At 46.3% G+C, this 15461-nt stretch carries 13 protein-coding genes; 8 read left to right on the top strand and 5 right to left on the bottom strand.

Going from position 1 to position 15461, the window contains the following annotated elements:
* The first annotated feature begins 7 nt into the window (after positions 1-7).
* A complete protein-coding gene (locus tag H6F52_RS03815) occupies positions 8-1450 on the top strand; it encodes a bifunctional orotidine-5'-phosphate decarboxylase/orotate phosphoribosyltransferase (RefSeq protein WP_190532019.1) in 1443 nt (480 codons plus the stop codon).
* A 19-nt stretch (positions 1451-1469) separates the two neighbouring features.
* Here H6F52_RS03815 and H6F52_RS03820 read toward each other — a convergent pair whose 3' ends face one another.
* Positions 1470-2384 carry a histone deacetylase gene (locus H6F52_RS03820; RefSeq protein ID WP_190532021.1) on the bottom strand — a complete coding sequence of 305 codons (915 nt, stop codon included), beginning with the start codon at positions 2382-2384 and terminating at the stop codon, positions 1470-1472.
* 441 nt (positions 2385-2825) lie between these two features.
* Between H6F52_RS03820 and H6F52_RS03825 the strand changes: the two genes are divergently transcribed.
* The 3 genes from H6F52_RS03825 to H6F52_RS03835 all read left to right on the top strand — a co-directional run bounded on the left by H6F52_RS03825 (position 2826) and on the right by H6F52_RS03835 (position 4494).
* The gene (locus H6F52_RS03825; RefSeq protein ID WP_190532022.1) at positions 2826-3491 is read left to right on the top strand and encodes a ferritin-like domain-containing protein; all 666 of its coding nucleotides are present in this window, start codon (positions 2826-2828) and stop codon (positions 3489-3491) included.
* Positions 3492-3767: 276 nt separating this feature from the next.
* Positions 3768-4244 (top strand): SRPBCC family protein, encoded by a 477-nt coding sequence (locus H6F52_RS03830; protein ID WP_190532025.1) that lies wholly within the window; start codon positions 3768-3770, stop codon positions 4242-4244.
* Positions 4234-4494: a hypothetical protein gene (locus H6F52_RS03835; RefSeq protein WP_190411538.1), complete on the top strand. Its 261-nt coding sequence runs from the start codon at positions 4234-4236 to the stop codon at positions 4492-4494. The genes H6F52_RS03830 and H6F52_RS03835 overlap by 11 nt, the downstream gene beginning before the upstream one ends.
* Before the next feature lie 156 nt (positions 4495-4650).
* Here H6F52_RS03835 and H6F52_RS03840 read toward each other — a convergent pair whose 3' ends face one another.
* The 3 genes from H6F52_RS03840 to H6F52_RS03850 all read right to left on the bottom strand — a co-directional run bounded on the left by H6F52_RS03840 (position 4651) and on the right by H6F52_RS03850 (position 8348).
* A complete protein-coding gene (locus H6F52_RS03840; RefSeq protein ID WP_190532027.1) occupies positions 4651-6669 on the bottom strand; it encodes a family 10 glycosylhydrolase in 2019 nt (672 codons plus the stop codon).
* 82 nt (positions 6670-6751) lie between these two features.
* Positions 6752-7291 carry a hypothetical protein gene (locus H6F52_RS03845; RefSeq protein ID WP_190532029.1) on the bottom strand — a complete coding sequence of 180 codons (540 nt, stop codon included), beginning with the start codon at positions 7289-7291 and terminating at the stop codon, positions 6752-6754.
* Positions 7292-7361: 70 nt separating this feature from the next.
* Positions 7362-8348, bottom strand: a complete 987-nt coding sequence (locus H6F52_RS03850; protein ID WP_190532031.1) for a threo-3-hydroxy-L-aspartate ammonia-lyase — start codon at positions 8346-8348, stop codon at positions 7362-7364.
* A 625-nt stretch (positions 8349-8973) separates the two neighbouring features.
* On the opposite strand from H6F52_RS03850, the gene H6F52_RS03855 reads away from it, so the two are divergent.
* The 4 genes from H6F52_RS03855 (at position 8974) to H6F52_RS03870 (ending at position 14903) form a co-directional block, all read left to right on the top strand.
* Positions 8974-10845 carry an NAD(P)H-quinone oxidoreductase subunit F gene (locus tag H6F52_RS03855; protein ID WP_190426524.1) on the top strand — a complete coding sequence of 624 codons (1872 nt, stop codon included), beginning with the start codon at positions 8974-8976 and terminating at the stop codon, positions 10843-10845.
* 159 nt (positions 10846-11004) lie between these two features.
* Entirely contained in the window at positions 11005-11718 is a 714-nt protein-coding gene (locus tag H6F52_RS03860; protein ID WP_190532033.1) for a carbonic anhydrase, read from the top strand.
* A 199-nt stretch (positions 11719-11917) separates the two neighbouring features.
* Complete coding sequence (locus tag H6F52_RS03865; protein ID WP_190532035.1) at positions 11918-13429, top strand: NADH-quinone oxidoreductase subunit M; 1512 nt, start codon at positions 11918-11920, stop codon at positions 13427-13429.
* Positions 13430-13601: 172 nt separating this feature from the next.
* Complete coding sequence (locus tag H6F52_RS03870) at positions 13602-14903, top strand: CO2 hydration protein (protein ID WP_190532037.1); 1302 nt, start codon at positions 13602-13604, stop codon at positions 14901-14903.
* A gap of 149 nt (positions 14904-15052) precedes the next feature.
* On the opposite strand, the gene H6F52_RS03875 is transcribed toward H6F52_RS03870, so the two are convergent.
* Positions 15053-15454, bottom strand: coding sequence for a fasciclin domain-containing protein (locus H6F52_RS03875; RefSeq protein ID WP_190411546.1), 402 nt, complete (start codon positions 15452-15454; stop codon positions 15053-15055).
* Positions 15455-15461 lie beyond the last annotated feature (7 nt).

A 15461-nucleotide genomic window follows, 5' to 3' on the forward strand; every position in this document is an offset into this window, starting at 1 on the left:
AACACCTATGAACTTCTTCGATAAGCTACTTAAAGCAATCGAGCGCAATCAAAGCTTACTGTACGCAGGACTCAACCCAGACATCGAGAATCTCGCCAAGCGCGATGGGGCTAGCGCCATTCTCTCTTCGGTCGATCGAAATCTTTTCAGCGATCGCCTACAATTTGTCATTGCCGAAACCGCCGATTTAGTCTGCGCCTATAAACTCACGCTTGGCTTTTATCAAGCACTGGGGGCAACAGGTTTAGAACTCCTTCAGCAAACCCTAGCAGCTATCCCCGCCGACATTCCAGTAATTTTAGACGCCAAGCACAGCGACCTCAACACCAGCACCCTCTTTGCCCAAACTGTCTTTGAAAACTGGAAAGTGGATGCTGTCACCTTAAATCCTTACCCAGGACTTGACTTAGCGGCTCCCTTTTTGGTCTATCCTGGCAAAGCCGTCTTTGTGGTATGTACGACTGACAACCCATCAGCCGCCGTGTTGCAAGAATATCCAGACACCGGGCTACCCTTTTACATCCATTTGATAAAAGAAGCGCAAACTTGGGGCACGCAAGAACAACTGGGGCTGGAAGTGGGCGCTGCAATGCCAGAAATTCTGACTCGCATCCGCAATATCGCACCAGAACGCCTCATATTCGTGCAGGGATGGTCAGAAAACCAAAACTTAAGTGAAATTCTAGCGGCTGGCTTAAATAGCTATGGAGAAGGGCTACTCCTGCCAGTCCCCCCAGATTTATTCACTGCCGAACACCCCGCTGAGGCTGTCCAAGCCTTACGCGACAGTGTTAATGAAGAACGGCTCAGAATTGTCCAGGAAAGCCCCACCTGTGACTTGTGGCTTCCGGATGTCTGCTTCTTGCAACATTCTCCCAACCGAGATTTGATTTTGCAACTTTACGACTTGGGTTGCATTATGTTTGGCGATCGCGTGCAAGCCTCTGGAGCCATTTTCCCCTACTACATCGACCTGCGCGTCATCATCTCCCAACCGCAAATCTTCCATCAAATCTTGAGTGCTTACGCCGAGATTCTCAAAAATTTGCACTTTGACCGAATTGCCGGAATTCCTTACGGTTCCTTACCCACCGCTACAGGGTTAGCGCTGCGCCTAGACCGTCCGATGATTTTCCCGCGCAAGGAGGTAAAATCTCACGGCACCCAACGAGTCATCGAAGGTCATTTCCAGCCGGGAGAAACCATTGTCGTCGTCGATGATATCCTCATCAGCGGCAAGAGCGCCATGCAGGGAGCAACGAAACTCAAAGATGCTGGATTAAATGTCGAAGATATCGTGGTGTTGATCGACCATGAAAAAGGAGTCAAAGATCGGCTTCAGGAAAACGGCTATCGGGGTCATTCAGTGCTACGGATGGGGGAAGTTGCCGAAACGCTGTACGAGGCAGGGCGGATCAATTCTGAGGAATTCCAAATTTTGAGCCATTAGCCCCGCCCATTGGAGGTCATCATACAAATGCGTCTACGCATCGTTTAACAGTCTCAAGTACCGATGAAGAAAGGCTCTCCAATTCATAGCCGCCTTCTAAACCAAATAATATTTTGGGTGTAATCCCTAAACAATAATCAGTGATGATGCTGTAATCTTGGGGCTGTAAATTGATTTTAGAAAGCAAGTCTGTTTGATTCGCATCATACCCAGCACTGATGATTAATATATCAGGACAAAAATCTTTGAAAAAGGGAATGACGCTCTCCTCGAATAACTTACAGTAATCCTGTATATTACTGCCTGGAGCAATCGGAAGATTCAACACATTGTTATACTTACCCCGTTCCTCAGGCTTTCCAGTACGGGGATAGCCTGGTGATTGATGAATGGAACAGAAAGCCATGTTAGGGATATTTTCTACGGCTGTTTGGGTTCCATTCCCGTGATGTACATCCCAATCAAGAATTCCAACTCGCTGAATTCCGATGGATTGAGCGTAACTGGCAGCGATCGCTGCATTGCAGAAAATACAAAAACCCATTCCTTCATTTTTGAGGGCATGATGTCCAGGTGGTCTTGCCAGAACAAAAGCTGGTCGTTTTAACTGCGAAACCACATCAATACCATCTAACCAAGCACTGACTGCAAGGCAAGCAACCTCAAAGCTTTGCGGCGAGATTTGAGTTGATTCAAAACACCCCCAACCCCGCTCAGAATAAGTACGAACTTCCTGAATATAATCAGAGGAATGAATTTGTTCGATCGCTGCGATCGCATTTCTTGAGTTAGAAGGACTCAGCCATCGGATTTTATCGGCTATAGTTGAGCTTCGCAATTTATCGACAATAGCAGTGAGTCGCTCTGGCTGTTCAGGATGCATATATCCTGTTTCATGCTGAAGAAATTTATCTGAATAGAAGATGGTAATCATTCAGTTGTTTCCACAATTTTGAAATTACCGCTAGACCCTTCAGGTTGGGGTTGAACGACCGCCTGCATACGAAATCTATGAGAGAGTAGCTGATTAGCAATCCCACTACTTGTTATACACGGTGTTGAGGCTCACTCAAGCTCACCGTCTCCCAAACTTTCTCGTTTGACTGGTACTCCACCTTTCTTCCGGTATGCACATCGAACAACTTTCCAGAAGAATTAGTCCCTTCTCAAATTTTGAAAGCTTTTAAGTTAGGACTGACGCAGAGTTCCCACTAACTCCCCGATAAATTGGGGGTGAGTGGGGATCTAGGTTTCAAGCTTTCAGTGTGTAAGTCCTGTAAATAATTTCCTCACTCGTAATCCTACTGAAATCCAACCAGATGAGGTGCGCGTATTAACTGTAAGTTACTGAATTTATGAAAGAGGAGACACCAACATGGAGAGGGAAACCACCTTCGCCAAAAGATTCTTGCGTCCCAGCAAAACATTCTCACGGCGTGGGATTATGGTGGCGGGGACTGTGACTGGCGTAGCGAGTGCTTTAGGGCTGACCGCGATCGCAGACGGTGCCAGTGCTGCCTCTAGAGAGGATAAAAGAAATGATGCTGCCATCCTCAATAAAGCTTTGTTTTTCGAGCATCAAGCGATTTGGGCGTATGGTTTTGCGGCAACAAAGCTGAGTGACACCGATGTAGGCAAAGCTGTTTTGGCGTTGGCACTCCGCAACCAAGCCGATCATAAGACGCATCGGGATACTCTGGCATCGGTGGTGAAAAGTTTGGGAGCTACCCCGGTGACGGCAAAATCTAGCTACGATCTCTCGTCCTACATCAAGGCAGGAGAAGGCAACATCGACTCAGATGTGAATATTGCCAAGCTAGCACTCGCTCTGGAGACTGACGCAGCGATCGCTTATACCAGGGAAATTGCAAAGCTAAAAACCCCAGCCTTAATTACCGCAGGCGCAAGCATTGGTTCCGATGAATCTGCCCACGCGACAGCAATTCGTGCCGCTTTCAAGTCACTGGGCGTTGATATCGAAATCGTTCCCGCATCCTTCGTTAGTGCCGATACTCGCAAAGACTGGGTGCTGAAAGTCTAATTCAACCGTAGCCTCATGAAGCCTGTAGGCTTCATCTGTTAGCCTGAGTGCGATTCCACAATCCGCACTCAGGCTGTATAGGAAGCGATTTGATATTCAACTTAAGAAATTCCCAGAGTAATATAAACTCTTAAAAAAATCTCTTTAATTTTAATTTTTTAGTAAAAATCATCAAAAACGTCTTGTAATTGATAAAATTTCAAAGCAAGCAGATTCCGAAGCGTCAATTGCAAAAAAAATTTACCAACGAGCAAATGACTTGGGTGGTGAAGAGAATTGGAACACTTTGAGGTTAGCGAAACCGTCTCCCTCCCCATAGAAACCGTCTGGGAAGCTCACGAGGATGTACATTTGCTAGAACGCATCTCTCTACCATTTCCAGTTGTCAGGGTATTGGATTCAAACATTATTTGTGGTTTAGGGACGCGCTTTACAATCCGGGTAGAACTTTTCGAGCAGATAGGAATCGACTGGCAAGTGCAAATTACTCGCTGGGAACCTCCGAGAAGATTTATTGATAAACAATTGCGCGGCCCGTTCCAATTCTGGGAACATATCCATCAGTTCATTCCCATTTCTGACACAGAGACACGCCTAGTTGATGTCATTAATTTTGAGCTGAACCCGTTTCTGGACAGTACCGCGATCCGCTGGGGTTTAGAGACAATGTTTCAGATGCGGATGAACAACCTCAAACAAACGTTGTTAAACGAAAATTTTCGGAGAAATTTGAAGAACTCTGATGAAAGATAAACTCCTCAATTGGCTCAATCTGATTTTAGTCGCAGATGTGTTCCTAGTTTTGCTCAGTTTTGGGTGGCTAGCGATCGCTGTTGTCGGTCACTCAGTCGGCATTCCCCTCGGTCTTGATTTATGGTACAAGCTCTGGCAACCCTTGTTTACCCCAGCGCTTGGGGTTCTCATGGGAGGGGCAATCTTGAGTGGGATAATCAGCCAAATTTCCAAGCGCCTGAACTCTAAAACCGAGTCTTTAGACTTATAAGGACTGGAAACACAAACTTATTGAGTTGGGTGGTTTAAAACACCCCGGATTAACCACAAAGGCACTAAGGAAACACAAAGTTACTTCCCTGTTATTTCCCTTAGTGTCTTTATGGTTCAAAAAAGTGCTTTCCACGGATACCTAGACGGTGACAAGTTAGACGATGACGACGACTCCCCCACTTTCATTTGCCATCTTATCTACCGCGCACACAGCATAAGTTCCCGGCTCAACTGTGGCAAACGTTGTCTCTCTTGAAAGGATTCTTTGCAGCGTCCAAGTTGTGCCAGTTTGCTTATAAAGCGTCCAGGAACGAATATCGGGAGTGCTAGCAAGATTCCATGTCAGCTTGCCATTTCTCAATCCCAGTGCTGTTGGGGGCGGGGGTGGTGTCGTATCTCGCCACGACATCGCGGGTGCTAGTGCGGGTTTGGTATAAGTCGAGGTTTTGAATTTCTCATAGATGCCCTGACGATTTTCAACGAAGGCTTCCATACTGAAAAAGATATTCCCCAGAGACAAATTCCCGCTCAAGTTGCGAGTAATGTCAACTTGCTTTTCTATCTCCGCAAGCGTCCAAGCCTTGCCATCCAACTGTCCTAAATTATTACCGGCGTAAATATGTCGATCTTTAGGGTTATTCTCCGTCCACCACTTCAGCAATACGGGATAACTTTGTGCGGTTTGGTCGATGCGCCAGTAGAGTTGCGGGGCGAGATAATCAACCCAGCCTTGCTCTAGCCATTTTTTGGAATCGGCATAAAGTACGCTGTAGGCATCTAGTCCCCGAATTTGAGATGGTTGTCCGGGACGATAAATGCCAAAAGGACTAATGCCAAACTTGACGTGTGGCTTGGTTGCCTGAATTCCCCGCGATAGGCGCTGAACCATTTGATTTACATTGTCCCGCCGCCACTCACCCAAAGAGAGTTTCCCACCCGCCGCCGTATAAGCGGCGTAGGTTTTATTGTCGGGAAAAGATTTGCCTTCGATGGGATACGGATAGAAATAGTCATCTAAATGGATGCCATCCACGTCATAGCGACGCACCACATCAAGAATGACGTTGTATGCCCTGTCCTGAACCACTTTCAATCCGGGGTCCATCCACATCTGATTACCCCATACATAAACTGCTTCGGGGTTGGTGATGGCGATGTGAGGACGGACTGGCGGGGAATTGTTGATAGAGACTCTGGCGCGATAAGGGTTGAACCAAGCATGAAGTTCAATATTGCGCTTGTGGCATTGGGCGATCGCATACTCCAGCGGATCGTAAAATGGCTCTGGTGCTTTTCCCTGGCTTCCTGTCAGCCAATAACTCCAAGGCTCTAATTGCGAAGCATAAAAAGCATCCCCTTCCGGTCGTACCTGCAAGACTAGCGCATTCATTTTCATCGCTAGCATCCGGTCAAGGATACCGATAAGTTCGGCTTGCTGTTGTGCAGCCGTCAGCCCCGGTTTAGAAGGCCAATCACTGTTCCAAACCGTTGTCACCCACGCACCCCGAAACTCCCGCTGATGGCTGACTTTGACAGTTTGAGGCTGACTGGGTGGAATGGTTTTTGGAGGCACTACGAGGTAGGGAGATTCAATCCGAGGCGCTTCGTCTAGATACACTAAAGCTTGATAAATAAAAGCTGCAACATCGCCACGAGTTGCTGCTAGATTGGGATTGAATAATTTTAGATTCGGGTAGTTCGCTACCAGCCCTGCTTTCGTGGCGATTGCGATTTCGTCGGTGGCATAGCTAGGAATTCCAGCGGCATCTTGATATATCTGTGGCAGTGCCGTTTTTAGGTCAGATTTTACGTTCGCGGAAATTTGCAAGCCGCTGACTAGAGAAACCAAAACTTGCGTTCGGGTAATCCTCTCTGCTGGACGGAAGCGGTTATCGGGAAAACCGCTAATAAAAAGTGCTTCGTAAGCTTTTTGAATGGCACTTGCCGCCCAGTAAGTAGAAGGAACATCAATAAAGGGGATATACGGTCGTTTTGCCGGTCTGGAAAATGCTGTGGCAATCAGGGCTGCAAATTCAGTGCGGGTGATGGATTGATTTGGGCGAAAAGTCCCATCGGGAAACCCGTTAATAATGCGACGCTGGGCTAAAGCTTGAATGAATAAGCGTGCCCAATGAGTTTGAATATCAGAAAACTGAGTAGGGGAATTTACCATAGTTGTTGGTAATTGGTAATTGGTAATTGGTAATTGGTCACTAGCAACAGACCAAGGATTCAGGACTACTGGCGATTAACCATTACCGCTTGATAAGTTGTTCCAATGCCTCAGAGAGAACCTGCCGTTGTTCGGAATCGTAACCGCGGCGTTCTAAAAATGCTTTGTAGCTACCTTCGCCAGTGACGGCACTTTCCAATAACTTTTGAGACACTTCGTAGACAGAAGGAAGTTCCACCTGTTCGATAATTCGAGTGGTACGCGATCGCACTCTTTGGGATGATTGCGCCATCTCTTCGTTCCCATTGCGATGATGGGCAACGACCATCACCGCAGACATGGCTACATTTTTGACTAATAATTCTGAAACGGTGTCTGGATTTGACTGCAATGCCCGTATAACAGCAGCAGAGGGATTATCTGCGATTGTCCCCTCTGATGTCAGGTAGGTGACGAAAAAGCCTCTCGCACCATTTTCAGTTTTTACTAATTCTGCAATGGCTGTTTCTATTTCTACTTCGGATAATTCCCCCGCTTGCATCTGGGAAAGCAAAGATTGAGTCAGCGCGATCGCACTCTCAAAGCTTACTTTTTCTGGAACTGTAAACGCAGATCCACTCATGATTGTGCCTGAAAATCGTTCTCATGCGATGATAGCCAATTTAGAGTTGTACCAGGTTAAGCGATCGCATTCACAATTTACAGATTTGCCGAATATCTACATTCCCCCCGGTGATAATCACACCAATTCGGGCACCAGGTTCTTTCACCACTTCCGATAGTAAAGCCGCGGCGGCTAAGGCACCCGTCGGTTCCACTACGATTTTCAGACGTTCCCACAAGAAAAACATCGTAGTGCGGATGGCTTCTTCCGATACCGTCACCATATCATCGACGTAGTGCAATACGAGTGGGAAGGTAATGTTTCCCAGGCAAGGAGTGCGTGCCCCATCAGCAATCGTGTCAGGATTGTTCGTAGTATGCAGCGTTTTACTGTGAAAAGAGCGTGTCGCATCGTCGGCGCGTTCTGGTTCTACCCCAATCACTCGGCAATTCGGTGAAAGGGTTTTGGCAGCGAGGGCGCATCCTGATAGTAAACCACCGCCTCCGCAGCAAACGAGAAGTAAATTGAGGGAACCGACTTCTTGAAAGAGTTCTAAAGCAGATGTACCTTGTCCGGCGATGACATGAGGATGATCGTAAGGGGGAATTAAAGTTAAACCGCGCCGATCTACCAGACTTTGCGCCAAAGCTTCCCGCGTGGTTTCCTGACGATTGTACAAAATCACCTCAGCACCATAACCGCGAGTTGCCGCTTGCTTCACGACTGGGGCATCATCCGGCATAATAATCGTGGTGTGGATGCCCAGCAATTGCCCGGAGAGTGCGATCGCTTGAGCATGATTCCCTGATGAATACGTCAGAACCCCGCGTGATGCTTGTTCCTCAGATAGCTGTGCCAGTGCATTGTAAGCACCCCGAAACTTAAACGAACCCGTGCGTTGAAAGTTTTCGCACTTCAAGAATACTTGAGCAGTGGTGCGCTCGTTGACCGTTCTGGAGGTCAAAACCGGCGTGCAGCGGGCAATTCCAGCCAACCGCACCGCCGCAGCTTCCACATCGGCGCTCGTAACAGGTAGGGCAGTGAAATGAATCGCAGACGGGTTGTGTTCTGCCATAACAAAATCCTATCGCCTGTAAAGATGCTTCAGGACAGTCTTCATTGGATTCGATAAACACTTTGCATCATCCAACATCCTTGCATCCCACCGATACCAATCCTAAATGGATTGTAAAACTCTCTCCCTTGTGTCTCTGGAGCGTTCTCTTTGATTCGTGAAGGCAAGATATCCAATTTCTCTCTCGAAATTGGATATCTTGCCTACAACTCAAATAGGACTGTTATAGTAGCCTAAGTAGAATTGCTTATAGATGTTTATCTATAGATGCCATATAAAGCCTTGATGGTAATTTCTAAAATACACTTAAAAATCAAAAAACTTATTTGTTAAAAAATATTTTTACCTATAGACATTTATCTATCAGTACCATATAAATTCTTGATGACAACTGCTCTAGGCATAAAAACCTATGATAGCAAAGAGTTATATAAGTTTTTTTTAGATGATTTATCGCTTAATTCTTTAAATCAATTATTCCCTTTTGGTTACTTGAACCATTAAGATAAGCAGAACGCTTAAGAAATTATTAATTCGGCATTCGCCTTACTGCATAGGTTGGTTAGGGAAATTACGGGTTGGCTGAAAGCAACCCTAGCTTTGCTGCAAGTTTGGAGGGAATTCAGTGGTTCAGGCTCTCATCGATACTATTTGGTTAGTCCCTTGCTATGCCTTAATTGGTGCTATTTCCGGGCTATTATGGTCGCCCGGTGTCATCCGCCGCACAGGGCCGCGCCCCGCTGGTTACATTAACTTGCTGATGACCTTTTTGGCATTCGTTCATAGCTTAGTGACTCTGCAAGCGATTTGGAACCAGCCGTCTCAAGAAATAACGTTTACATGGCTGTCGGCAGCGGGTTTGGATTTAAATTTCCCCCTAGAAATCTCAGTAATTAACGTTGCAGCGATCGCTTTAGTAACCGGGTTAAACCTGCTAGCCCAGATATACGCGATCGGCTACATGGAGATGGACTGGGGCTGGGCACGCTTTTATGCCTTGCTGGGGCTTTTTGAGGCAGGGATGTGTGCTTTAGCTTTGTGCAACTCCTTGTTCTTTAGCTATGTAATCCTGGAAATCCTCACCTTGGGGACTTATTTGCTGGTAGGGCTTTGGTTTAGCCAACCGTTGGTGGTGACGGGCGCACGGGATGCGTTCTTAACCAAGCGGGTTGGGGATTTAATCATGCTGATGCCAGTCATTGCCTTGTATCCCCTGGCAGGAAGTTGGAATTTTAACGATCTAGCAGAATGGGCAAAAACCGCTGATTTAGACCCTACACTAGCCGCGCTATTAGGTTTAGGTTTAATTGCTGGCCCGATGGGTAAATGCGCTCAATTTCCGTTGCATTTGTGGTTGGATGAGGCAATGGAAGGGCCGCTTCCCAGCACGATTTTGCGGAACTCGGTCGTGGTGGCAACAGGTGCCTGGGTGTTGATTAAGTTGCAACCTGTGTTAGCCCTTTCTCCGATAGTGTCGCTGGCGCTGATATCGATCGGTGGTGTGACGGCGGTTGGCGCTTCCTTGATTGCGATCGCGCAAATTGATATCAAACGCGCTTTGTCCTATTCCGTCAGCACCTACATGGGATTGGTATTTATCGCTGTAGGCACTCAACAAGATGATGCAGCTTTGTTGTTGATCTTGACTCATGCGATCGCAATGGCGCTGTTGGTAATGAGTGTTGGTGGAATTATTTGGAACAACATCACCCAAGACTTAACCCAACTCGGCGGTTTATGGTCGCGCCGTCCCATATCCGGGTTAGCCTTTCTGGTTGGGACGCTGGGGTTAATCGCTTTTCCGCCTTTAGGCAGCTTCTGGGCATTGCTGAAATTGGCAGATGGTTTGTGGGCAACTCAACCTTGGCTAGTCGGGTTATTGCTGGTGGTCAATGGTTTGACAGCCTTCAGTTTAACGAGAGTGTTTGGGCTGATTTTTGGCGGAGAACCCAAGCCAATGACTGTACGATCGCCAGAAGCATTTTGGCCTTTAACTTTCCCCATGATAGTTTTGGCCGCCTTCACCCTCCACCTCCCCTTAGTGTTACAAAGCTTGTCGCTACTGCCGAGTTGGGCAACTCTCAATAAAGATATGGCGCTGCTGTTGATTTGGTCTAGTATTTTTGGTTGCAGCCTTGGCGGGATAATTTATCTGAATAAAATGTGGAAAAAACCCGTCCAACTTCCTTGGAAACCCCTGCAAGATTTGTTGGCTTATGACTTTTACACCGCCAAAATTTACCGCGTGAGTATTGTTTTCAGCGTTGCTTTAGTTTCCCGCTTCATCTCTGCCTTTGACCGCTACTTAGTGGATGGCTTCGTTAATTTTGTCGGCGTTGCTTCCCTTTTCGGCGGGCAAAGTTTGAAATACAGCACTTCCGGACAATCCCAAGCTTATGCGATGACGATAGTAATGGGAATAATTGTCTTAGGAATGCTATTATACTGGCGCTTCTTTCATGCCGCTTCACCACTCTTTGTAGCACTCGCTCAATAGGTCGAGAGTGGGCGATCGCTGCCCTACCAAACTAACTGAAAACCCGGTTAGTTTAGAACTTTTTGTCATTAGTCCTTTTTAAATTGCAAAGGATACATAACTAATGACAAAATACAAAGAGAGCAAGTCTTTAACCCTTAGGAAGGAAGCTACGAACCAATGAATTCAAAAAAGCAGAAAGGACAATTCTCCAGACGGAATTTGCTGAAATTTAGCGCAGGCGCAGTAGGGGCAGGGGTCGTAACAGCCGGACTCGGAACCAAGTTGGTTTTCCCCGATCAAGCCGTTGCAGAGAATGACATGACCCCCGATCAAGCGTTGCAAAGTTTAATGGAGGGGAATCAACGGTTTATTACCAGAAAAACTAAAAATATCAACCGAGATTTTCAACGTTTGACCGCCGTTGCGAAAACTCAGAAGCCATTTGCGGCGATTCTCAGTTGCGCGGATTCGCGGGTTCCTTCTGAGATTATCTTTGACCGGGGATTTGGAGATTTGTTTGTATGCCGCGTGGCAGGAAATATCGCAACTCCGGAGGAAACCGGGAGCCTAGAATTTGGGGGTTTAATATTAGGAACAAAGGTAATCATGGTCATGGGGCACAAAAGATGTGGGGCGGTAGATGCCACCATTAAAGGTGCCCAAGTGCCCGGTCAGATTGGTAGCTTACTTGAGGCAATAAAACCTGGTGTAGAAAATTCAAAAGGCAAACCCGGCGATCGGCTAGAGAATGCTAGCAAAGCGAATGTTTTGGTTCAGGTAGAAAGATTGAAAACCTCTCCTGTCATTTCTCAGTTAATTCAGGAAAATAAACTGAAAGTTGTAGGTGGTTATTACGATTTGGACACTGGCAAAGTCACCTTACTGAGTTAGGTAGAGCTATAGCAATCCTATTTAAGTGGTGAGATGTCTTCGATTAACGAAGCGCGATCGCGTGTTAACGGAGGGAAAAAAGAGAGAAGAATATCTCCTACATAAATTGGGATTGCTATATAGCCAAACCGCCGTTTCTATGATTCTCATTCAGCCGGTCAACAGAAATCAGCAATCAGGAATCAGCAAATAACAAACCATGCTCAGCACTTTTATTTGGCTACCCTTTTTAGGTGCCGCTCTCGTCGGATTCTTACCTAACTTATCTGCTAGTCAACTCCGTTTACTTGCATTAGCGATTATCAGTGGAATTTTATTAGAGACAGGATTTCTTTTAACCCAATTCGACCTGAACAATGCCGGGATGCAATTCTCTGAATTTATGCCCTGGATTGAAAAATTGGGATTGAATTACAGCCTTGGTGTTGATGGTTTGTCTTTACCGCTGTTGGCTTTGAATAGCCTGCTGACATGGATTGTTATTTACAGCACCTCAAAGCAGATTACTCGTCCTCAGCTTTACTATTCTTTAGTGCTGCTGGTCAATGCTGGAATTGCGGGTGCCTTCCTGTCGCAGAATTTGATGCTGTTTGTGTTGTTCTACGAACTAGAACTGATTCCGCTGTACTTGTTAATTGCCATCTGGGGCGGAACTGAAAAGCGTGGCTACGCAGCAATGAAGTTTCTCATTTATACAGCGCTTTCTGGAATTTTAATTCTGGCGGCATTTTTGGGTATAACTTGGCTGGGTAACGCTCCTAATTTTGATTACAATGCCAACATTGCTCAAGGTTTACCGTTACAAGCGCAGCTAATCCTGCTAACAATGCTGGTAGTGGGTTTCGGAATCAAAATTCCCCTAGTTCCGTTGCATACTTGGTTGCCAGATGCTTATGTCGAGGCTTCACCACCCGTAGCCATTCTTTTAGGTGGCATCCTGGCAAAGTTAGGAACCTATGGTTTAGTACGGTTTGGTTTAGGAATGTTTCCCGAAACCTGGACAATTGTGGCACCAGGGTTAGCGATTATCGGAGCGTTTAGTGCCGCTTACGGGGCGCTGAGTGCGATCGCTCAAAAAGATATCAAACGCATGGTCGCTTACAGCTCTATCGGTCACATGGGCTATGTTCTGTTAGCCGCCGCCGCCGCTACACCGCTTAGTTTACTCGGTGCCGTCTTGCAAATGGTTAGCCACGGCATCATCTTAGCCATCCTCTTCCATTTGGTGGGTGTTATCGAAAGCAAAGTTGGCACCCGCGATTTAGATGTCTTGAATGGTTTGTTGAGTCCCCAACGCGGCTTACCGCTTACCACTGCTTTGCTAGTTCTAGGCGGAATGGCGAGTGCTGGTATCCCCGGTATGGTTGGCTTTATCGCTGAATTTTTAGTGCTGCAAGGTAGTTTCATCGTATTTCCAATTCCAACCCTGATTTGTGTAGTTTGTAGCGGTTTAACGGCAGTTTATTTTGTGATCCTCATTAACCGCACCTGTTTTGGCAAACTGAACAATGCCGCAGCCTACTATCCCAAAGTTGAATGGGTTGAGCGTACCCCAGCTTTAGTTTTAGCAGCCTTAATCTTCTTCTTGGGAATCTTCCCCAATTGGCTGGTGCGTTGGAGTGAACCGACAACAGCTGCAATGGTTGCTACCATGCCCGCGACTACTACTCAGCAAGTTGCTATCCACTACCAGTCTTCAGTTCAGCAATAGAAAATTACTTTCATTCCTCTCGTTACGGCGCTCAGCCTGGAAACGAGAAACCTAAGCCCCCAGCTCCCTTAAGCGCTAGGGAAGGGGTTGGGGGACAGCTAAAAATACCGTCCTCACAACAAAATAACGACTCATTAAAAAACATTCAGCAATTCACCTAAAAGAACTAAAAATGGTACAAACTCCTCCTAAGCCTTCAACAAAATTACCTCCTTCTAACCATGAATTTGCCGATATTATTCATCGCTTAGAAGCTGGTGGTGCCATGCTGCCAGATACGCCGGAAAATCTCATGCAAATTATCGGTATTTATAAAGCGTATGCAGTACCGATGGATTTCTACTGGCGCGACCTGCTTTATATTGCCGAGCATGTCTTTTTAAATCCCTTTCCCTTCTTTAAATACTTCTTGCCCAAAGAGTATTTAGAGTTACATAATCATTACGCTGGAGACGATGCAGATTTGCGGATCTGGCGCGGAGAAGCTACCGCTCATCCCGAACTTCTAGAGTTTATCGAGAAGGGCGAAACTTCTAAAATGCCCAAGTTATTCCATCACTTAGGGCATGACCGAATTAATATGGAATTTGCCGAAGCTTGTATGCAAGCAATGCTTTGGCACGGCAGAGATATGGGCTGGGGTAAATTCGATGCCTATCTGGATACTGATGAATATAAAGCGAATGCAGATAGAGCAATTAAGGCTTACTTCAAAGGCAATCCGGCGATGCTGGGATTGTATAAACTGTTCCCTGATATGTTCTTAGAACAGGTGCGCCAACTGTCTTACTACAGTAATTTAGGCTTGTTCTGGGAAGTGATGGCTCCAGTTTTCTTTGAGATGTCCGACCTCTACGATGAGGGGAAAATTACCAGTGTGCCGGAAGCGATGAATTTTCTGGTAAATGGAATTTTTGCGATCGCGGGTCGTCCAATTTATCATCACGTTTACATTCGGGGTGAAAAGTATGAAATTATCCCCAAATCTTGCGGTTTCACATGGCTGTACGAAGCAGCATTACCGTATGTGGAAGCTGTATTCTACCGTACCGCTCCATTCCGGGGTACAAAATCTTACAACGCTCAGGCAAAGCAAGTTCCGGAAAATCAGAAAGATTTCCACTATGGAATTCTCTATGCTGATGTATTTCCGGTGGGAACTGCTGGCATTCCGCCGACATTGTTAATGCAGGATATGCTGCATTTCCTCCCACCCTATCTCGTGGATTACTATCGCCAACACTGCCGCGGTGAAGATGATATGTTAATCCAATTAGGGATTACTTTCCAACGCTCGATGTACTGCGTTACTTCTGCTGTTATCCAAGCATTGCGGACTGCACTTCTGTATCCTTTAGATGACTCCAATCCGAAGCATTTACAAGCAAATCGGGAGTTTTTTGAAGCTCAGATGGATCGCTTTAAGCGTCCTGAAGCTCGTTTGCGGGATATTCAGCAGTCGGATTATCGATAGGAAATCCCCCCAAACCCCGCGCTAACGCGCCGCTTCGCTAGAAAAAAGGGGGGCTTTTAAAAGGAGCGATCGCACTCCGATTCCTTGATTCCTCCAACACACCTCAAATAGGGTTTTTAAAAAGGGAGCGAGCGCTCCCTTTTTTTTATTTAACCCATTAAAATTACCGTGTCGATAACGTGAATCACGCCATTATCCGCTTCGATATCTGGTGCGAGAACTGTAGCATTTTTCACCTCAAAACCATCAGAACAATCAATTCTGATGGGTGAACCTTCAACTGAGGTGACAGAACTTACTTTCTCTAAATCGGCTTTCATTAACTTGCCAGGAACGACATGATAGGTGAGAATTCTGGCAAGCTGGGGAATATTTTGCACCAAGGTTTGAATCGTTCCGGGTGGAAGTTTAGCAAAGGCATCATCATTCGGCGCAAAGACAGTAAAAGGGCCAGGACTTTTCAGCGTGTCCACCAACCCTGCCGCTTGGACAGCAGTTACTAAAGTTTTGAAAGAACCCGCACCAACGGCAATATCAACAATGTCAGCCATCTGTTCT

This window comes from Coleofasciculus sp. FACHB-542, from assembly GCF_014695825.1.
GTDB lineage: Bacteria > Cyanobacteriota > Cyanobacteriia > Cyanobacteriales > FACHB-T130 > FACHB-T130.